General features: G+C 69.9%; 19 protein-coding genes and 3 pseudogenes. 11 read left to right on the forward strand and 11 right to left on the reverse strand.

What is annotated here, in order from left to right; genetic code table 11:
* Positions 1–70: 70 nt before the first annotated feature.
* From KKZ08_RS25815 to KKZ08_RS38710, 3 genes are all read right to left on the reverse strand, one after another.
* On the reverse strand, positions 71–505 hold the full coding sequence (locus KKZ08_RS25815) for a hypothetical protein (RefSeq protein ID WP_223776702.1): 435 nt from the start codon (positions 503–505) through the stop codon (positions 71–73).
* The gene (locus KKZ08_RS25820) at positions 502–1,605 is read right to left on the reverse strand and encodes a CPBP family intramembrane glutamic endopeptidase (protein WP_223776703.1); all 1,104 of its coding nucleotides are present in this window, start codon (positions 1,603–1,605) and stop codon (positions 502–504) included. The genes KKZ08_RS25815 and KKZ08_RS25820 overlap by 4 nt, the downstream gene beginning before the upstream one ends.
* Before the next feature lie 94 nt (positions 1,606–1,699).
* Positions 1,700–2,875: a hypothetical protein gene (locus tag KKZ08_RS38710; RefSeq protein ID WP_263303357.1), complete on the reverse strand. Its 1,176-nt coding sequence runs from the start codon at positions 2,873–2,875 to the stop codon at positions 1,700–1,702.
* Between KKZ08_RS38710 and KKZ08_RS25830 the strand changes: the two genes are divergently transcribed.
* The 3 genes from KKZ08_RS25830 (at position 2,794) to KKZ08_RS25840 (ending at position 5,082) form a co-directional block, all read left to right on the forward strand.
* Positions 2,794–3,810: a hypothetical protein gene (locus KKZ08_RS25830; RefSeq protein ID WP_223779385.1), complete on the forward strand. Its 1,017-nt coding sequence runs from the start codon at positions 2,794–2,796 to the stop codon at positions 3,808–3,810. The two genes, KKZ08_RS38710 and KKZ08_RS25830, sit on opposite strands and share 82 nt — an antisense overlap.
* The gene (locus KKZ08_RS25835) at positions 3,810–4,466 is read left to right on the forward strand and encodes a response regulator transcription factor (protein ID WP_223776704.1); all 657 of its coding nucleotides are present in this window, start codon (positions 3,810–3,812) and stop codon (positions 4,464–4,466) included. The genes KKZ08_RS25830 and KKZ08_RS25835 overlap by 1 nt, the downstream gene beginning before the upstream one ends.
* 346 nt (positions 4,467–4,812) lie before the next feature.
* Complete coding sequence (locus tag KKZ08_RS25840) at positions 4,813–5,082, forward strand: hypothetical protein (RefSeq protein WP_223776705.1); 270 nt, start codon at positions 4,813–4,815, stop codon at positions 5,080–5,082.
* A gap of 1,207 nt (positions 5,083–6,289) precedes the next feature.
* Here the strand turns inward: KKZ08_RS25840 and KKZ08_RS25845 are convergent.
* Positions 6,290–6,787, reverse strand: a complete 498-nt coding sequence (locus KKZ08_RS25845) for an NUDIX domain-containing protein (protein ID WP_223776706.1) — start codon at positions 6,785–6,787, stop codon at positions 6,290–6,292.
* Positions 6,788–6,822: 35 nt separating this feature from the next.
* Positions 6,823–8,189, reverse strand: a pseudogene (locus KKZ08_RS25850) (tetratricopeptide repeat protein).
* Between the two features lie 223 nt (positions 8,190–8,412).
* On the opposite strand from KKZ08_RS25850, the gene KKZ08_RS25855 reads away from it, so the two are divergent.
* The 4 genes from KKZ08_RS25855 to KKZ08_RS25870 all read left to right on the forward strand — a co-directional run bounded on the left by KKZ08_RS25855 (position 8,413) and on the right by KKZ08_RS25870 (position 11,459).
* Positions 8,413–9,165, forward strand: coding sequence for a hypothetical protein (locus tag KKZ08_RS25855; RefSeq protein ID WP_223776707.1), 753 nt, complete (start codon positions 8,413–8,415; stop codon positions 9,163–9,165).
* Positions 9,166–9,247: 82 nt separating this feature from the next.
* Positions 9,248–10,159: a phosphotransferase gene (locus tag KKZ08_RS25860; protein ID WP_223776708.1), complete on the forward strand. Its 912-nt coding sequence runs from the start codon at positions 9,248–9,250 to the stop codon at positions 10,157–10,159.
* A 1-nt stretch (position 10,160) separates the two neighbouring features.
* Positions 10,161–10,853: a class I SAM-dependent methyltransferase gene (locus tag KKZ08_RS25865; protein WP_223779192.1), complete on the forward strand. Its 693-nt coding sequence runs from the start codon at positions 10,161–10,163 to the stop codon at positions 10,851–10,853.
* 27 nt (positions 10,854–10,880) lie between these two features.
* On the forward strand, positions 10,881–11,459 hold the full coding sequence (locus KKZ08_RS25870; protein ID WP_223776709.1) for a hypothetical protein: 579 nt from the start codon (positions 10,881–10,883) through the stop codon (positions 11,457–11,459).
* 50 nt (positions 11,460–11,509) lie between these two features.
* Here KKZ08_RS25870 and KKZ08_RS25875 read toward each other — a convergent pair.
* Positions 11,510–11,743, reverse strand: a pseudogene (locus KKZ08_RS25875) (mobilization protein); the annotation flags it as partial.
* Here KKZ08_RS25875 and KKZ08_RS39020 point away from each other — a divergent pair.
* A pseudogene (locus KKZ08_RS39020) lies at positions 11,732–11,929 on the forward strand (site-specific integrase); the annotation flags it as partial. The pseudogenes KKZ08_RS25875 and KKZ08_RS39020 sit on opposite strands and share 12 nt — an antisense overlap.
* A 7-nt stretch (positions 11,930–11,936) precedes the next feature.
* On the opposite strand, the gene sodN reads toward KKZ08_RS39020, so the two are convergent.
* Positions 11,937–12,332, reverse strand: a complete 396-nt coding sequence (sodN, locus tag KKZ08_RS25880; protein ID WP_205038491.1) for a superoxide dismutase, Ni — start codon at positions 12,330–12,332, stop codon at positions 11,937–11,939.
* Positions 12,333–12,477: 145 nt separating this feature from the next.
* On the opposite strand from sodN, the gene sodX reads away from it, so the two are divergent.
* Positions 12,478–12,912: a nickel-type superoxide dismutase maturation protease gene (sodX, locus tag KKZ08_RS25885; protein ID WP_223779193.1), complete on the forward strand. Its 435-nt coding sequence runs from the start codon at positions 12,478–12,480 to the stop codon at positions 12,910–12,912.
* Here sodX and KKZ08_RS25890 read toward each other — a convergent pair.
* Complete coding sequence (locus KKZ08_RS25890; RefSeq protein WP_223776710.1) at positions 12,795–13,445, reverse strand: CGNR zinc finger domain-containing protein; 651 nt, start codon at positions 13,443–13,445, stop codon at positions 12,795–12,797. The two genes, sodX and KKZ08_RS25890, sit on opposite strands and share 118 nt — an antisense overlap.
* 91 nt (positions 13,446–13,536) lie before the next feature.
* On the opposite strand from KKZ08_RS25890, the gene KKZ08_RS25895 reads away from it, so the two are divergent.
* Positions 13,537–14,322: a class I SAM-dependent methyltransferase gene (locus KKZ08_RS25895; protein ID WP_223776711.1), complete on the forward strand. Its 786-nt coding sequence runs from the start codon at positions 13,537–13,539 to the stop codon at positions 14,320–14,322.
* A gap of 120 nt (positions 14,323–14,442) precedes the next feature.
* On the opposite strand, the gene KKZ08_RS25900 is transcribed toward KKZ08_RS25895, so the two are convergent.
* The 3 genes from KKZ08_RS25900 to KKZ08_RS25910 are packed head-to-tail and all read right to left on the reverse strand — an operon-like array spanning position 14,443 to position 17,139.
* Positions 14,443–15,204, reverse strand: coding sequence for an amino acid ABC transporter ATP-binding protein (locus KKZ08_RS25900; protein ID WP_276573906.1), 762 nt, complete (start codon positions 15,202–15,204; stop codon positions 14,443–14,445).
* Positions 15,204–16,142 (reverse strand): amino acid ABC transporter permease, encoded by a 939-nt coding sequence (locus KKZ08_RS25905; protein ID WP_223776712.1) that lies wholly within the window; start codon positions 16,140–16,142, stop codon positions 15,204–15,206. The genes KKZ08_RS25900 and KKZ08_RS25905 overlap by 1 nt, the downstream gene beginning before the upstream one ends.
* A 40-nt stretch (positions 16,143–16,182) precedes the next feature.
* On the reverse strand, positions 16,183–17,139 hold the full coding sequence (locus tag KKZ08_RS25910; RefSeq protein ID WP_223776713.1) for an ABC transporter substrate-binding protein: 957 nt from the start codon (positions 17,137–17,139) through the stop codon (positions 16,183–16,185).
* 552 nt (positions 17,140–17,691) lie between these two features.
* On the opposite strand from KKZ08_RS25910, the gene KKZ08_RS25915 reads away from it, so the two are divergent.
* Positions 17,692–18,915: an NADP-dependent malic enzyme gene (locus KKZ08_RS25915; RefSeq protein ID WP_223776714.1), complete on the forward strand. Its 1,224-nt coding sequence runs from the start codon at positions 17,692–17,694 to the stop codon at positions 18,913–18,915.
* Positions 18,916–18,943: the final 28 nt, after the last annotated feature.

Below are 18,943 nucleotides of genomic sequence, written 5' to 3' on the forward strand. Positions count from 1 at the left end.
GGGCGGCTCCTCGCAATTCCCGGCGGGGACCCGGCGCCCCCGCCAAGCCTCACCCGCCGGGCACCGGCGATCAAGACCGCCCGCACGGCTCCGCGTACCGCACCCACAGCCCGAGGCCCCCGGCGAGCGCGAGCATCAGGGCGCTCGCGGCGGGCGTCGGCAGTTCGGCGAGGGCGATGGGCGCCGGCCGCGCCGCGACGACCGTCACGAACGCCCCTACCGCCAGGGCCGCCGCGATCACGGCCGTCCGCCGGGCCTGGCGGTCCGCACGGCCCCGCAGGAATCCGGCCACGCACACCCACAGCGCGACCACGACGAACAGCGCCAGCAGCTCGCGCATGCCGGGAGAGACCTCGTCCATGCCATGGACGAGCCACCGGTAGAGCAGCCACAGGGCGTAACCCTGGAAGACGTCACGGACGCCGCGCCGGACCAGCGAGCGCCGCGGGGCAGGGGCCGGGGCCTTCGCCGTCTCGCGCTCTTCCCTCAGCTCCGGGGCACTCACCGGCGGGCCTGCGCGCCCGTACCGACCGCCTGGATCCCGCGGCGGCCCGCCGCCCACAGCACGAGCGCCGCGTACCCGCAGAGCATCACGACGTCGACGCAGACCGACATCCAGTCCATGTCGGCGGCCGTCTCGTCGGAGGCGAGCGCCCCGACGACGGCGGCCGAAAACCCCATGGCCAGCAGGTTGTTGAGCACGTGCAGCGCGATGGCCGCCTCAAGGCCGCCCGTACGCACCGTCAGTACGCCCGCGACCAGACCGAACACCACCAGGTCCGCGAACCCCCACGGCGTGCCCCAGCCGTGGGCCGCCGCGAACAGCGCCGCCTGGGGCAGGATCGCCGGCCACGGGGAGCGGAGCCAGGCGCCGACCGCCTGCGTCAGCCAGCCCCGGAACACGTACTCCTCGGCCGCCGCCTGGAACGGCACGAGTACGCACACCATCGCGAGGCCGAGCAGGAAGTCGGGGAGCCCGACCCACCGCATGTCGTCCGCGCCGTCGCCCGCCGGGACGGGCAGCAGCATCATCACCCCGAACGCCCCCGCGACCAGGGGCAGTCCCATCGCCGTGCACCGCCCGAGCCAGGCCCACCGGAGCCGCCCGGCGACCGACGACACCGTCCCGGCCGGACGCCGCTGGGCCCAGCGGGCGGCGAGCAGCACCACGGGGAGCAGCAGCGCGAGGGAGAGCAGGGCGAGGCCGGTCTCCGCGACGCCGCCCCACACCCGGAATCCGTCCGCGTCCACCGGCCGGTCGAGCAGCGCGCCCGTCACCTCGGCGCCGAGCAGCACGAGCAGCATCACGGCGACACCACCGGCCAGCACGAGGCCCGTGCCCGCCAGGGGCCGCCACCAGCGGTGCCGGCCGCTGATCAGGGCGAGGCGGTGGTAGGGGAGCGGTGGCGGGGTGTCCACGGGGTGCGGGTGGCGGGGGTGGTGCGGGTGGTGGGCGTACGGGGTGGGCGCGCCGTACGGGGTGAACTGGGCGTACGGACCGGATGCGTACGGAGGGGCGGCGGGGGACGGCGCGTGCGGTGGCGGTGGCGGGGGCGGTGCGTACGGATCGTGCGGAGGCCCGGCCGGGGAGGGCGTCGTGGTCATGTGCCCCAGCATTCCAGCCGAGCCGCGCCACGACGTCGGCCGTCGGCAGGATCGCGCTCTCCACCCTGGGATAGAGAGGTACCGCCCCTCCGTATCATCGGAGCCCATATGGAGGGGATACGTCACGGTGGAGGGGATACGTAACTGGCTGCTGCCCGCCTTGCTGGCGATCCAGCAGCTGGCCTACTGGCCGGGGCGCGCGCTGCGGGACGGGGACCAGACCGGCGCCGCGCAGCTCACGGCGGCGCTGATCGTCGCGGTCGTGATCACCGCGGGGCTCGGCGTGCGCCGGAGTCGTCCGGTGGCCGCCGCGCTGGTCGTGGAGGCGGGCCTGGTGGGCGGGTCGTTCCTGCCCGAGGACGCGACACTGCTGCACTCGGTGGCCGTGCTGGTGGCCCTGTACTCGGTCGTGGTGCGCCGACCTGTGCGGACGGCCGCCCTGGTCGGGGCCGTCCTCGTCGTCGCGGAAGCGGTCCGCGCGGCGATGCTGTTCGACTCCGTGGTCGAGGTCGGCGGCGAGACCCTTGTGAACTGCGCGCTCTTCCTGACCGTCGTGGGGCTCGGCCGCAGCCGCCGCCGCTGGCTCGCCGGACGCCGGGCCGCCGCACGGGACCTGGCGCGGGCGGAAGCCGAACGGAACCGGGCCGCCGGGACCGAACGCCTGCGCCTGGCCCGCGAACTGCACGACGTCAGCGCCCACCACCTCACCTCCGTCGTCGTCACCGCGGACGCGGCGCTGCGGCTCGGTGACCGCCGACCGGAACTGACGGGGCAGGCCCTCGAATTCGCGGCGGACAGCGGACGCGAGACGCTGGAGGCGCTGCACCGCCTGGTCGCGATGATGCGCACCCGCGCCGCCGACGAGGAGAGCGGCATCGAGGAGCGCGTCGGTGAACTGGCCGACGGCTTCGCCCGCCTGGGCCTGCGCCCCGCCGTGGACGTGGCGCCGGACCTCGCGGCCCTGACCGGCCCGGTCGCGGACGCGGCCTTCGGCATCGTCCGCGAGGCCCTCACCAACGCCCTGCGCTACGCCCCCGGGGCCGCCGTACGCGTACGGATCGGCGTCTTCGAACGGGACGGCGCGGTCGACCTCTGGGTCGAGGACGACGGGGCGGCGGGCCCGACGCCGCCCGACGCGTCCTCCTCCGGGGCCCGGCAGCGGCTCGGGCGGGCCGGGGCACCGCGGGCATGCGGGAGCGCGCCGCCGCGCTGGACGGCACCCTGGAGGCGGGGCCGCGCGCCGACGGCCCCGGCTGGTCGGTGCGCGCACGGCTGCCGCGCACCACGGCCCCGCTGCGCCGCCACGCCTCACGCCACCGGGCCCTGCGCGGCCTGGATCCGGCCGATGGGGCGACCGTGCTCGCCGTCGCCTCGCTCCCGGTCTTCGCCGTCCTCGCGGAGAGCCCCGGCGACACCGCCCTGGCCTGCGGGCCCGCCCTCCTCCACGCGCTGCCGCTGCTGTGGCGGCGCCGGGCGCCCTGGGCGGTGCTCTGCGCGGTCCTCGCCACGGCCTGGCTCGCGCCGCTCGGGGTCGCCTTCGGGATCGTGTCGCCCGCGGTGGCGCTCTGCCTGGCGGTGGGCGGGGCAGTGGCGCAGTGCGTGGCCGTGCACGCCGTGGGCGCCTTCGCGGGGCCGGCGCGCGTCACCTGGCCGGCCATGGCGGTGGGAGCGGCCGGGCTGTCCCTGTCGTCACTCGCCCTGGCGGCGGCCGACGGCATGGCGGACCTCGACCAGGACGGCGGCTTCGGCGCGGTCGTCTTCATGGCGTGCGCGCTCGGGGTGCTGTTCCTGTTCCCCTTGGCGGTGCCCTGGACCGTCGGGGCGGTGGTCCGTGCCCGGCGCGAACGCATCAGGGCGATCGAGGACCACGCGCTCACCGAGACGGTCCGCGCCGCGGTCTTCGAGGCGTACGAGGAGCGCCGCCGCATCGCCGTGGAACTGCGCGGCGAGGTCGGACGGCACGCGGGCGAGGTGGTGGCGCGGGCGGAGGCGGGCGACCTCAAGGGCGTGGCGGACGAGGCGAGGGCGGGCCTGTCGTCCATGCGGGACCTGCTGGCGGCGCTGAGAGAGGTGACGGACCCGGGTAACGTACGCGGGCCGCGTCGGCATCCGACGACGGCCGGTGTCCGGACGACACCCGAGAGCCCGGAGAAGGAGGTACCCCCATCACCACCGAGAACGCGGACGCCGGAGCCGTCCGAGTGATGGTCGTCGACGACCAGGCCGTGGTCCGCGCCGGATTCGCGGCGATCGTCGACGCGGAACCGGACCTGCACGTGGTGGCGGAGGCGCGGGACGGCGCCCAGGCCGTGCGGCTGGCCCGCGAACTCTCCCCGGACGTCGTCCTGATGGACATCCGCATGCCGGGCATGGACGGCCTGACGGCGACCCGCCTGCTCACCGCGGACGCGGGGGCGGCGGCCCCGCGTGTCCTCGTCCTGACCACCTTCGACCAGGACGCCTACGTCCACGACGCCCTGCGCGCCGGGGCCTCCGGCTTCCTCCTGAAGGACGCGCTGCCGGAGGAACTCCTCGCCGGCATCCGGGTCGTGGCCTCGGGTGAGGCCATGCTCGCGCCCACCGTCACCCGCCGCCTGATCGACGCCTTCGCGGACACGGCCCCCGCCCCGGACCCGGAACTCCTCACCTCGCTCACGCCCCGCGAACGCGAGGTGCTGACCCTGGTGGCGGCGGGCCACACCAACGCGGAGATCGCCGAGACCCTCGGCGTGACCACCGGCACGGTGAAGTCCCACGTCAACGCCCTGCTCGGCAAGTTGGACCTGCGCGACCGGGTCCAGGCCACGATCCTCGCGTACGACCTGGGCCTGGCCCGCCCCCGGCGCCCGCACCGGGAGTGAGCGGCTTCCCGGAGCGCGGTGAGCGGCACGGCCGGAAACGACCGCACCCGGACCGTCACGGACGCCATGTTCGGCGACCGGCGGACCGGGTGCGGTCGGGAGACAACGCGGCCGAGGATCAGGCCTTCTTGGTCTCCTAGTAATGGGCCAGGTTGGTGACCTGCGGGGATGTCTCCTGCGGGTCGCTGACCTGGTCTTTTTGCCATTGGTGGCGATGGGGTGTGTCGGCCTTGAGCGGGTGTCTTGCGGACTATGTGCGGACTGAGCACACGGGACAGTTGGCGCACGGTGATCTGCGTCTGCCCGTCGAGCGCTTGCTGTCAGTGGGCGCTGACAGAATTGGGCCATGGCGGGAGATGTGTTCGGTTTTCATGTGCCTCGTGTGTGCAGAATCCGCGGCGCGCATGCCACAGCGGAGGATTCGATTCCGCGAGTCACCGAGGCGTTTCGCACTGGGGATGACCATGTGGTCACCGAGGTGGAGCGGCTGCGTGAGGGTGCGCTGGCCCTTCCTTCCGTGATCGCGACGGCTGGCGCGATGGTCGTGCTGGGCGAGCCGGGAGCAGGGAAGACCTCCGTGCTGAGGCATCTCACCAACAAAAGGGGGCAGGTCTGATCTGGGGGTCATCCCAGTGACCGTGTAGACCGTTTTTGAGACAGACGCGCCTTGGACTCATTCCGAAGGTTCTACCCTCCGGCTCCATTGCCAATCGAATCGCCGGGTACGTTCCACCCTTCGCCCTCGTATTCTTTCCGGAGATGCGAGACCATCTCGGGGTACTTATCGGCAATTGTCCGTAACTCGGTTAGGTGCTTTGCGACGAGTTCGGGTCGGCCCAGATCATCACAAATGATCATTGCTGCAAGGCATGAAGCGCCCCGAAGATAGGGAGATGCAACGCCATCTCCGATTCGAAGAGCCTCTTCAGCGTGGAAAAGAGCTCGCTGGTTCTCGTCTATTTCCAGGCAATCCCGATTTCAATCTCGGAGATCTCTCGGTTCCGACCTGTGAAGTCGGGAATTTCAGGCGGCAGGGAATGAGGTGAATTCCATGCGCTACTGTGGCCGCCCTCCTTCTGAAAGGTTACTGGGCCGGTAAAGATGTGGCCGTTATTGTCATTGCCGACAGCTACGGCTCCTGAAGCACTCGCTATGGTCTTTGAGGTGCGCATCTGTCACTGCCCCTGTGCTCTTTACGCCTCAGTTTCGATAGAGGATTCATTGTCTCGCCCGATGGCAACCGATCCTGGGCCCTGGGCAATGACTCCGCTACTCGGTGTACTCGTGGGCGATGCAGTACCGCTCGACCGGGTTTTTATCTTCTCACCCCGCGATGACCCACCGATCGCCACCGATCCGGCACCCTGTGCTGCTACGGGCACGTGTCCATCTTGATTCGGTCGCAAGGTCAGATATAGCTGAAGTCCGGCCCCCACGATCACGAGCACAACGAGTGCTATGCACCAGCCCCAAGTGGGCCTGCTCGTTGCAGCGTTGGTTGCGACCCCGCTTGCAGCAGCTACAACGACGGTAAGTGCTGCAGCGCCTCCCCGCTTGGCTGAGCTCGACACACCCATCCTCTGGTCCGATCGCTACAAGTCTGAACCGGCATGTGTATATCGGATGGCTCGCTGCCCTTGCGAACGCTTTCCAGAACTTGTCTGCAACGCGTGCATTCTGGCGAGAAGGTGTCTGAAAAGCCCCGTTTCAAGGTAGGGCTCTTACGCTTGGCGCAGCAGGAGCATGACTGTGGTCAGGTACATCACGTCGAAGAGTGGGAGAGGCCCGCTCTGGCGATCGGCCGAATCGCGTGGGCGCCCCTGTCACCAGCCGTCGAGGGAGACCCCCGGGTCGCCGACGAGGTACCGGTGAAGGGCACTGGCGGTGGTGTCCACGAACTCCGCGGGGATGGCGTCGGCATCGACCCAGCAGACCTGGGAGTGTTTGCGTGGTTCGCGATTGTCGGGTTCGCCGGTCCATTCGTGGGCGGTGAAGACGACGGTGAGGAAGCCGTTGGGAGCCTCCACGCCCCAGGCGCTGTGGATGATGTGGGCGACCTTCAGGGATTCCGGCTTCACGGTCAGGCCGGTCTCCTCGTACAGCTCGCGTACGGCGGTCTCCGTGATGGGCTCGCCGGGTTCGCTCTTGCCGACGGGGAGGTCCCACATGCCCTGTGCGAACTTGGCGTTCTGGCTGCGCTGAAGGAGGACGACGCGGTTGGTGGTCTTGTCGTGGACGATGACGGCGGCGACCAGCAGGGTCATGGATTCGAGGGCGGGCGGCAGGGCTTTTGGCTGGTCGTCGGTGGTCCGCTGAGCCACGGCTGGTGTCCCTTCGTCGGCCGGATGGTGGCAGCTTAGGCCAGCGCTTCGCGTGCGCGGCGGGTGAGTTCGGCGGCTCCGGGCACTTTGCGGCGCTGATAGATGGAGAGGGTGGAGCGGAGCGAGGTAGCGAGGTGATGGCCTTTCGGGTGCGGTCCGAGGTCATGCCCTCCATCAAGGTCAGGGCCTCTGACCAAGCGGCTACGGCCTCGTCGGCGCGGGCCTGGGCGGCGAGGCTGTCGCCGAGATCGGCGTGCGTGAGGGCGTGGACGCGCTTGTATTTCTCGGGGTCCCAGCGCACCAGGGCATCGCGGTGCTGTTGCTCGGTACCGACGTGGTCGGCGAGGTCGGTCAGAGTGCGGGCGGTGTGGCTGGCGACGGTGCCGGCGGCCGGGCCGCTGACGCGGGAGTAGCTGGGCTGGGGTCCATCGTCGCGTAGGAGGGCGTCTTCGGCGGCGAGCAGAGCGCGGGCCGCTGCGGGCTTCGCGCCGACCGCAGCGTAGGCACGGGCGTGGGTGATGTGCAGTAGCGCCTCGGTCTGGCCATCGACGTGGCCCAGGCCGCGGGTGAGGGCGCCTTCGACAAGGTCGACGCAGTGGTGGGGCTGTTTGAGGCTGAGGGACTGATGGGCGAGGGCGCGCATCATCCAGGCGGCGTGGCCGCGTGGGTCGGCTTCGCAGGCGAGTTGGTAGCCGACCTGGTAATAGCGCTGGGCGGCCCCTTCCTGGCCGAGGTCGTGGTGCTTCCACCCGGCGAGGTACGCGAGTTCGGCGACGGCACCGAATGCCGCTTGCCGTAGCGCTTCATTCGCGAATCGGCCGCGGAGCATGGGAGCGGCGGTGTCGGCGAGGTAGGCCGTGACCGTGGTCAGGCCGTGGCCGCCACCGAGGCGTTCATCAGCCGCGCTGAAAGCCGCAGTGATCTGCCCTACGACGTCCACGTCCTCCATCCCGACCAGGGAGCGGCCGGTGCGGGCCCGCAGCATGCGGGCGGTGGCCTCGTGGTCGTAGAAGAGCGGCATGGCCACCCCGGCCGTGGTGAAGGCAGCCACGGCAAGGAAGCGGCGGCGTTCGACGTCGGCACGGCCCAGATCGGTGGCGGCCAGAACAGGATCGGGCTCCTGCGCCACCGTAGTTTCGGGTGCTCGAAGGCCAATCTCGACCAGAGTGATGGGGCGGCCTGTCCTGCGGGACAGCGCCTCAGCAAGGTACTGGCCTGTCCGTCCGGTCGGCTGGCGTGCGCCGTTCACCCAGTGGGAGACGGCCGACTTGTTGGTCTGGAGGAGCTCGCCGTTCTCGGCTGCGATACGCCGGACGTCCTTCGCCAGAGCCTCGTAGGTGCAGCCGATCGCCTCGATGACGTCACGCAGGCGGGAGTTGGGACCTCTCGGCGCTGCTGCCACGATTGCCTCCGCTCAGGAGCTGTAAACCGCGTATACCGCTTCAACTGCCTCTCACCGTACCCACTGTGCGTGACGGAGGGTTCACTGAACATCAGCCGCCCGGCCCCGGTCCGACACCGTGACCAGGTTCCCCTTCGGCCGGGCGGCCCCCGAAGTTCCGTACGCCTACACCGGGTGTGGGCATTCCTGTGCCCGAACCCGGCCGATCAGAGACGGAGACACGGTGACCACCATCGACACCAAGGCCGCCATCACGGTCGTACTGCCCGAGGCGTTCGACGAGCGCTGGAGCCGTTTGCCCGGCATCCAGGCCGACGGTCGGCGCATCACCATCGACCCGGCCGAGTACTTCTTCCGCTTCGAGTCCAACACCTGGCTCGTCGCCGATTGGGAGCTGGTCAAGTCCCAGCTCCTGGACGTGGAGGAGACTACCGAGAGTGCGGTCGAGCAGCTCGCCCTGGACTTCATCAAGGCCCACGCCGCCTCTACCTCGGACGCCGCCCGAGTCCTGTCCACCGCGTACGAGGTGTACGCCTACCTCTTCCGCGACGAGCATCTCGCCAGCCTCGGCCTGTCACAGATCACCGCCGAGCACCTGCGGATGCTGCGCGAGGCAGCCACGCTGATGGCGCTCAACAAGGTCGAGCTGGACGGGCGCATCTCCAACGTCGGCCCGTGCTGGTTCTTCCCCGCCGCCACCTCCGTCGTCTTCGACCTGGACGACGAGATGGGCGGGACGCTCGACGAGGTCTACCACGGCGGCTGGTTCAACGAGCACCGCCGTATCGAGTCCATCAAGGCCCACGCGGCCCTCGGGGGCCGACTCGTGCACGGCTGCCAGTCCGTGCCGGACCAGTCCGGCGGAGTCGTCGCGCCCTACGGTGCGTCGATGACCGCCTTTCGCGACGACCTCGCGGCCTTCCAGTCCGGCTGGATCGAGCAGGTCTACGCCCACCGCGTGAGCCCTGCCGCCTAGCCCCACCCCGCACGCCAGGCCCCGGGGCGGGCCGGCACCTCTCGCCCGCCCCGGACGCCTTCAATCTCTCTGGAGCCCCCACGTGACCGCGAACCCCAGCGCCGAACTCCTCGACAACCTGCTCACCATGGCCGGACGGACCACCGCCGTGCGCAAGGAGGTGCGCGTGTGGTCCATGTCCGGTGTCGAGCGCCTGACCTTCCCCGACGCCAGCACCGCGATCTTCAAGTACGCGAAGCGGCCCTTCGACAGCGAGGACCAGGCCCTCCGGCTGGCACATACGCTCGGCGTCCCCGTCCCGCAGGTCCACGCCTCCGCCGTCTTGGACGGCTTGCTCGGCATGCTCATGGAAGACCTCGGCCCCGCCGTCCGCGACGCCGACGCCCTCGACGGCACCGCCGCGGCCGTGGTCCTGCACGGCACCCGTACGGCTGCTGGCCTTCCCGTCCTCGACCAGGTCCGCCTCCGCTCACTGCCGAACCGGGCCCTGGAACACCTCGCCCAGCTCCGCAAGGCCGAGCGCTGGCAAGACACGGACGACATCGAGGACGCACTCGACCGGATCGACCAGGCCGCCAAAGCCCGGTCAGCCGGTACGACGGTGGCGCCGTTCGGCTGGGTGCACTCCGAGTTCCACCCCACCAGCCTCCACATCGGCCAACACGGCTGGCGGCTGCTGGACTTCGCACGCGCCTTCACCGGCCCCGGCCTGCTCGACCTCGCCAGCTGGCACGGCACCCTCGACACCCCCGACCCCGTACGCCTGCGCGTCTTCCTGGAGCAGTACGTCACCGCTGGCGGCACCCCCGACGCCCTCACCCAACGTGGCGGACTCACCGCCGAGAACTGGGCACTGGGCTGGCACCGCATGTGGGCCGTCGAGTGGTTCATGGAACAGTCCATCCGCTGGATCAACGACCCGGCCACCGACCCCGGCTACCTCAAGGCCGTCCGCCGCCACCTCGCCGACGTCCTCCACCTACTGGATGTCTGACGTGCTCGCCCAGGCTTCCCCGTGGTACGTCCACGCTCTCCAGCGCACTACGGCCAGCCCCGCCGAGCCGCTGTCGGTACCCGCACGGATGCAATGGACAACGCGGCCGGGCAGCGGGCCCGGCGCCGAGATTCTCGGCTCGGACCTGCGCCGCAAGCGGCTGCTGGAACTCGGCTGCGGCCCCGGCCACAACGCCGCCCACCTCGCCACCCGCTACGGCGCCCATGTCACCGGCGTCGACCTGGTTGGCCTTCAAGTCCGCCGAGCCCGTTCCCACTACGGCCGGCTGAACAACCTGACCTTCGTCGCTGGCCATGCCCTGCACTACCTGCAAGCCTCCGACGAACACTTCGACGCCATCTACTCCGTCTTCGGGGCCACCGGCCTGGTAGCCCCCGAGCTTCTGCTCCCGGCCATCGCCCAGCACCTCAAACCCGGGTGCACTCTCGCGTTCTCCGTCCCCCACCCCCAGCGCTGCGGCCTGCGGCCCGCCACCGACGACAGGCCCCGCCGGGACTACGTCACCCTTCCCGACCGCACCCGACTGCCCATCGCCCGCTGGGACTTCGACCCCGACCGCTGGGAGAAACACCTCGACCGCGCCGGCCTCTGGCTCACCTCGGCCCAGAAGTTCCACGACGCCCGCCGCGGTCTCTGGCCCACCACCCTGCTGATCACCGCGCGCAAGCTCTGACCCTCACCCCGCTCTCCGGGAGGCCCCATGCGCCCGCCCTATCTACTCCTCGACGTCGACGGCGTCTTCGTACCCTTCCCCGCCGCCGATGGGACCACCCCGGCGACCCACGACCGCCACGACGTCGTTCCCACCGGCCGTAGCGCCGACGATCCGGTCACCGTCTGGCTCAGCCCGAGCCATGGCCCCTTGCTCATGGACGTGATACGAACCGGCCTGGTCACCCCGGTCTGGTGCACCAGCTGGCGCCAGGACGCCACCACACTGATCGGGCCACTCCTCGGCCTCCCGTCCCTGCCATACGTCGACCTCCCGCGTCCGCAGATCACCACCAGCCACCCCAACGGTTACCTCTGGAAACGAGACCATGTCGATGTCTGGCTGGGCGACTTGCCTGTTGCTTGGGTCGACGACGACTTCACCGCCGTCGACCATGCCTGGGCAGCAGAGCGCACGGCGCGGGGGATGGCGACTTTCCTGGTCCAGCCTGATCCCCACATCGGGTTGTTGGCCGAGCACCTGGCTGAGGTCATGGAATGGGTTGACCGCTTGTCCGTCGTGCCAGCCAGCGAATCCGCTGGCGCTCCTGGACCCGAAGCAGCCTGAAGTGATCACGGAGCAGGACGTCACCACCGTCTGACGGCCAACTGCTTGATCTATCCATGTCGTCCGCGTTCCTCGGGCCTGGAGGCCAGCGCCGTGGCCGAGGGCTGGAGCGCCAGGGGACCAGAGGACGCTCCGGGTGTGCTGCTTCGCTTGCGTACTGCCTGTGCTCGCCTATTCGGCTGGAGGGTGAAGCGCCAGTTGAGGACCTCGGCGGGGCGTTCGGCGGTGTCGAGTTCTCGCTGGGCGGCGATTTCGGCCAAGAGACGCCGGGGGTTGTGGCTGGCGGGCAGGTCCAGCTGGCCCTCGGTCACGCGTCCGCCGTCATCAGGCTGCGGATCCACGCGCACCTGTGGCCGGGTGAAGAAGACCGCACCCGCTCCGTCATGGACGCCGTTCTCGGCGGACTGCTGCGGACCGGGTGCGGACAGCTAAGCGGCACGACCCGCGAAAGTGCAGGTAAGGCCGCCTAGAGGGAGATCAGGCCTTCTTGGTCTCCCAGAAGATCTTGTCGATCTGGGCGATGTAGTCCAGCGCCTTCTGGCCCGTGGCCGGGTCCGTCGACGCCTTGGCGGCCGAGAGGGCCTTCAGGGTGTCGTTGACCAGCTGGTGCAGCTCCGGGTACTTCTCGAAGTGCGGGGGCTTGAAGTAGTCGCTCCAGAGCACCGACACGTGGTGCTTGGCGAGCTCGGCGCGCTGCTCCTTGATGACCGTGGCGCGCGCCTGGTAGTGGGCGTCGTCGTTGCCGGCCATCTTCTCCTGCACGGCCTTGACGGACTCCGCCTCGATGCGGGCCTGGGCCGGGTCGTACACGCCGCAGGGCAGGTCGCAGTGGGCGCTGACCTTCACCTTGGGGGCAAACAGGCGGGAAAGCATGTAGCTGTCCTTCCTCGTGATCGTCTTCTCAGGTGGGACATTACTCCGTGAGAGGCCGGTTTTCGCGAGTGCCCCCATGGGCTTAGGACAAAAGTCCAGGGTCAGACTGGGACCGGTGGAGGATAGGACCGGGGAGGTGGCGGTGGTGCCGGAGCTGTCGCGGGAGAGCGAGCGCGGGAGGGCCGTCGTGCCGTGGGGCGCGGCCGAGGTGACGGGTCCCTCGATGGTGCCCACGCTGTATCACGGGGACCGGCTGCTCGTCCGGTGGGGCGGTCGCGTCCGCCCGGGTGACGTGGTGGTCCTGCGCCACCCGTTCCAGCAGGACCTGTTGGTCGTCAAGCGCGCCAAGGAGCGCCGTGAGGGCGGCTGGTGGGTGCTCGGCGACAACGCGTTCGCGGGCGGGGACAGTACGGACTACGGCGTCGTCCCCGAGGAGCTCGTCCTGGGCAGGGTGCGGTTCCGCTACCGGCCGCCCGCCGCCGGGCGGCGCTCGCCGTTGGCGCTGGTGCGCTGGGCCGCCTCCGCGGTGCGGCCGGTGCTCGCCGAGCGCTCCGTCTCCAGGCGCTTGCGGGCGCGGTAGGCGGCGACGTTGGCACGGGTCGCGCAGCGGTCCGAGCAGTAGCGCCGGGAGCGGTTGGTCGAGGTGTCGAGGTAGGCGTTGCGGCACGGCGCCGCCTCGCAGAGCCCGAGGCGGTCCACGCCGTGCTCGGTGAGGTGGAAGGCGAGGCCCATCGCGGCGATGGCGGCGTACCCCGCGGTGGCGTTCGAGGGGTGGTCCGCCAGGTGCATGTGCCACAGCGGGCGCCCGTCGTCGTCCCGGTGGTCGTGGCCCGAGATCTGCGGGCTCACCGGGAACTCCAGGAGCAGGGAGTTCAGCAGGTCGACCGCGAGCGTCTCGTCGCCGCCGTCCGCCGCCTCGAAGACCGCCCGGAGCCTGCCCCGCACGGAACGGAAGCGCGTGACGTCGGAGTCCGTGGCGCGGCGGGCCATCTGCGTGCTCGCCCCGAAGAGCTCCCGGATCGCTTCGACCGAGGTCAGCGCGTCCTTGTTGCGGCCCGGCTCCTCGCTGTTGACCAGGCGTACGGCGTAGTCCGAGTAATAGGCCAGTTCCACTTGTAGTCCTTACGAGGGCGGGCTAGGGTCATCTCGTCGGCGGGTAATGGCCGATTGCGGTACCAGGGTATTACGTAGTGGAGGGGTTCTGATGACGGAGACGGGGACCGGAGCCGAGACCGAGGCCACGGCCGGCACCGACTGGCGCGCCTGGCAGGACAGCTGGGACCGGCAGCAGCAGTGGTACCTGCCCGACCGCGAGGAGCGGTTCCGGATCATGCTCGACATGGTCGAGGCCGTGGTCGGCCCCGCGCCGCGCGTGCTGGATCTGGCGTGCGGTACGGGAAGTATTACGGACCGGCTGCTCAAGAGGTTCCCGGACGCGACGAGCGTCGGCGTCGACCTCGACCCCGCGCTGCTCACCATCGCCGAGGGCACCTTCGCGGGGGACGACCGGGTCACGTTCGTCACCGCCGACCTGAAGGACCCCGACTGGGCCGCCGCGCTGCCGCACGACTCGTACGACGCCGTGCTCACCGCGACCGCCTTGCACTGGCTGTTCAGCGAGCCGCTCGCCACGTTGTACGGGCAGGTGGCCGGGCTCGTCCGCGACGGCGGCGTCTTCATGAACGCCGATCACATGCCGGATCCCGCGACGCCGCGCCTGAACGCCGCCGAGAGCGCCTTCCGCCATCGGCAGATGGACCGGGCCAAGGCCGAGGGGGTGCTGGACTGGAAGGAGTGGTGGCAGCTCGCCGCGCAGGATCCGGTCCTGGCGGGGCCCACCGCCAAGCGGTTCGAGATCTACGGCGATCATGCGGACGGGGACATGCCGTCCGTGGAGTGGCATGCGCGGACCCTCCGGGAGGCAGGGTTCTCGGAGGCCCGGGCCGTATGGGCCTCGCCGTCGGACGCGGTGGTTCTGGGGCTGAAGTAACCCATGAAACAGAAGGGGCGGTACGGATCAGTGATCCGTACCGCCCCTTCCTGTGCGCTTGCGGGTGCGGGTACGCCGTGGCCGCTCGCGCAGTTCCCCGCGCCCCTTACGGGGCGCCGACTACAGCACCTTCGACAGGAAGGACTGCGTCCGCTCCTGCTGCGGGTTGGTCAGGACGTCGCGCGGGTTGCCCGACTCGACGACCACGCCGCCGTCCATGAAGACGAGGCTGTCGCCGACCTCGCGCGCGAAGCCCATCTCGTGCGTGACGACGACCATCGTCATGCCGGACTCCGCGAGGTCGCGCATGACGTCGAGGACGTCACCGACCAGCTCCGGGTCGAGCGCCGACGTCGGCTCATCGAACAGCATCAGCTTCGGGTCCATCGCCAGCGCGCGGGCGATCGCCACGCGCTGCTGCTGGCCGCCGGAGAGCTGTGAGGGGTAGTTGCCCGCCTTGTCGGCCAGGCCGACGCGTTCGAGCAGCTGACCGGCGCGCTCCCTGGCCTCGCTCTTCGCGATGCCCTTGACCTGGACCGGCGCCTCCATGACGTTCTCCAGCGCCGTCATGTGCGGGAAGAGGTTGAAGCGCTGGAAGACCATGCCGATGTCACGGCGCTTGAGGGCGACTTCGCTGTCCTTGAGCTCGTACAGCTTGTCCCCCTTCTGCCGGTAGCCGACCAGTTCGCCGTCGACGTACAGCCGGCCGGCGTTGATCTTCTCCAGGTGGTTGATGCAGCGCAGGAACGTCGACTTGCCGGAGCCGGACGGGCCGATGAGGCAGAAGACCTCGCCCCCCTTGACCTCCAGGTCGATGCCCTTGAGAACCTCTACGTGACCGAAGGACTTGTGGACGCCCTCGGCCTTCACCATGGCGGTCATCAGCGCACTCCCGAGCGGTTGCCCAGCGACAACAGGTTGGCCTTGATCTTCTGGAACGGGGTGTCCGGCAGGGTGCGGGACGAGCCGCGCGCGTAGTACCGCTCCAGGTAGAACTGACCGACGCTGAGGATCGACGTCATGATCAGGTACCAGCAGGCGGCGAGCAGCAGCGTCTCCACCGTCGCGCCCGACGAGGTGCCGATGTCCTGGGCGTACTTGAGGAGCTCGTAGTACTGGACGGCCGCGACCAGCGACGTCGTCTTCAGCATGTTGATGAACTCGTTGCCGGTCGGCGGCACCACGACGCGCATCGCCTGCGGCAGCACCACGCGGCGCAGCGTCTTGTTGTGGCTCATGCCCAGCGCGTGCGCCGCCTCGGTCTGGCCCTCGTCGACCGAGAGCAGACCGGCGCGGCAGATCTCCGCCATGTACGCGGCCTCGTTGAGACCGAGGCCGAGCAGCGCCGTCAGGAACGGCGTCATGAAGTCCGACCACTCGTCCTTGTAGACCGGACCGAGGTTGATGTAGTCGAACACGAAGCCGAGGTTGAACCAGACGAAGAGCTGGACCAGGACCGGCGTACCGCGGAAGAACCAGATGTAGAACCAGGCGATCGACGAGGTCACCGGGTTCTTCGACAGGCGCATCACCGACAGGATCACGCCACCCACGACGCCGATGAGCATCGAGAGGAAGGTGAGGATCAGGGTCTCGCGGACGCCCTTGAGGATGCGCTCGTCGAAGAAGTTGTCCGGGATCGCGTCCCAGCGGATGTCGCCTTGCGAGAAGGCGTAGACGATGGCGGCGAGGATGCCGATCGCGAGGACCGCCGCGACGTAGCGGCCGAAGTGCCGCACGGGGATGGCCTTGATGGCCTCCGCCTGCCGCGCCTTCGGGACGTCGTCCTCGGGGCCCTTCTTGGAGATGTCGGTGGTCACGTGCGTGGCCTTTCAGCGACTAGGGGGGAGAGGGACGCGGTCACTTGCCGCCGTTGATCTTGGCTTCCTTCACCGCGCCGTCCTCGACGCCCCACTTCTTGATGATCTTCTCGTAGTCGCCGTTGGCGATGATCGCGTCGAGCGCGGCCTTGATCGCGTCGCGCAGCTCGGGGTTCTTCTTGGAGACGGCGATGCCGTACGGCGCCGCCTCGACCTGCTCGCCGACCAGCTGGAAGTCCTTGCCGCCGCCCGAGGTCTTCACCGCGTACGCGGCCACCGGGAAGTCGGACGAGCCCGCGTCGGCGCCGCCGGAGCGCAGCCGGGTCTGGGCCTGCTGGTCGTTGTCGAACTGCTCGATGGCGATCTTCTTGCCGCCCTTGCACTTCTTCGACTCGGCCTTGGCCAGGTCGTGCGAGACGGTGCCGCGCTGGACGACGATCTTCTTGCCGCAGAGGTCGGTCCAGGTCTTGATGCCCTGGTCGTCGCCCTTCCTGGTGTAGATCGAGACGCCCGCCGTGAAGTAGTCGACGAAGTCGACGCCGTCGCCGACCTTCTTGCCGGTCTCCTCGTCGATGCCCTCCTGGCGGTTCTTGGTGTCGGTCATGGCCGACATCGCGATCTGGTAGCGCTTGGAGCGCAGACCGCCGAGGAGGGTGTCGAAGGTGCCGTTCTCGAATTCGAACCGCACGCCGAGCTGCTTGCCCATCGCCTCGCCCAGGTCCGGGTCGATGCCCACGGTGTTGCCGGACTTGTCCTTGAACTCCACCGGCGGGTAGGCGATGTCCGACCCGACCTTGATGACGCCCTTGTCGCGGATGTCCTTGGGCAGCTTGTCGGCGAGCGGCGCGTCGACGACCGCGTTGCTCTCCTTGTCGTTGGTCTGGTCGCCACAGCCGGACAGCAGCAGCGCACCGGCGACCGCGATCGTGCCGACCGCGGCAATCCGGGACTTCGCGGACTTGGCTGCGGTCTTACGACAAATGGAGCTTGCGGTCATGGTGGGTCCTCCGGCGGATGAGGGAGTTGCCGATGAGTCGTGCACACACCTTCGGGTGTCGCGACCTCGTGTGATGACGGCATCTTGCCATTCGGACCGTCCGATTCTGGGTGCCGGAGATGTCAAAATCGGATAACGGGCCAGCGCCGGATGTCGGCGGCCCGGCACGGCCCGGTACGGCGCGGCCGTATGGGGCGCGGAGCGAATCACCGTTAACCGAGTGATATCCCGCGAATCTCGCCATGTGAACTCCCGGGCGCGGCTCGGCCGCCTCGCCCCGGTCGGCCCGCGGCCGCCCGCCCCTACCCTGTCGCGCGTCCGGCGGACCCCTTTCCGGCGCGTACTGCAACCAATGTCACTCGCCCGGGCCCACCGCCTTCGGGTAGAAAGGTGGGCTACACCCCTCATCCGGGGCTCAGGGCGCGTGTGCGGCGCGCCCGCGTGTCCGTACCTCCCTCCGCCGACAGGCGGGGAACGGACGCGGTGCCCGCCCACTTCTCAACCAGGAGTGGACACCCTCAACGAATGATTAAGACTTAAGGGGTCAGACAAGTGGCAGCGGAGATCGTCAATCCTCGCAGCGACAGCAGTACGGATCACGAGGGCCCTGCCGGTGCGGCCGAGCCCTTTGATCCGGCGTTTGCGCTGCACCGCGGCGGCAAGATGGCCGTGCAGGCCACCGTGCCGGTCCGCGACAAGGACGACCTGTCCCTCGCGTACACGCCCGGCGTCGCGAAAGTGTGCAGCGCGATCGCGGAGCGGCCGGAACTCGTCCATGACTACACGTGGAAGTCGAACGTCGTCGCCGTCGTGACCGACGGAACCGCCGTGCTCGGCCTCGGGGACATCGGCCCGGAGGCCTCGCTCCCCGTCATGGAGGGCAAGGCCATCCTGTTCAAGCAGTTCGGCGGTGTCGACGCGGTGCCGATCGCGCTCGCGACGACCGACGCCGACGAGATCGTCGAGACCGTGGTGCGGCTCGCCCCGTCCTTCGGTGGCGTCAACCTGGAGGACATCTCGGCGCCCCGGTGCTTCGAGATCGAGCGCAAGCTCCAGGAGCGGCTCGACATCCCGGTCTTCCACGACGACCAGCACGGTACGGCCGTCGTGACGCTGGCGGCGCTGCGCAACGCGGCGAAGCTGACCGGGCGCACCCTCGGTGAGCTGCGCGCCGTGATCTCCGGTGCGGGCGCGGCCGGTGTCGCCATCGCCAAGTTCCTGCTGGAGGCCGGGCTCGGCGACGTGGCGGTCGCCGACCGCAAGGGCATCGTGAGCCGGGACCGGGACGACCTCACGCCGGTCAAGCGGGAGCTCGCCGAGCTCACCAACAAGGCGGGGCTGAGCGGTTCGCTGGAGTCCGCGCTCGCCGGTGCCGACGTGTTCATCGGCGTCTCGGGCGGCACCGTGCCGGAGCCGGCCGTCGCCTCCATGGCGCCGAACTCCTTCGTGTTCGCCATGGCCAACCCGAACCCGGAGGTCCACCCGGACATCGCGCACAAGTACGCGGCCGTGGTGGCGACGGGACGGTCGGACTACCCGAACCAGATCAACAACGTGCTGGCCTTCCCCGGCATCTTCGCCGGCGCCCTCCAGGTGCGCGCCTCGCGGATCACCGAGGGCATGAAGATCGCCGCCGCCGACGCCCTCGCGGACGTCGTCGGGGACGAGCTCTCCGCCGCGTACGTGATCCCGTCGCCGTTCGACGAGCGCGTCGCCCCGGCCGTGACGGCGGCGGTCGCCGCCGCCGCCCGCGCGGAGGGCGTCGCCCGCAGCTGACCGCCTGCTCCGTATGGCGTGACCGCGC

Origin of the sequence: Streptomyces sp. 135, assembly GCF_020026305.1 — a bacterium.
In the GTDB taxonomy this organism is placed as follows: Bacteria; Actinomycetota; Actinomycetes; order Streptomycetales; family Streptomycetaceae; genus Streptomyces.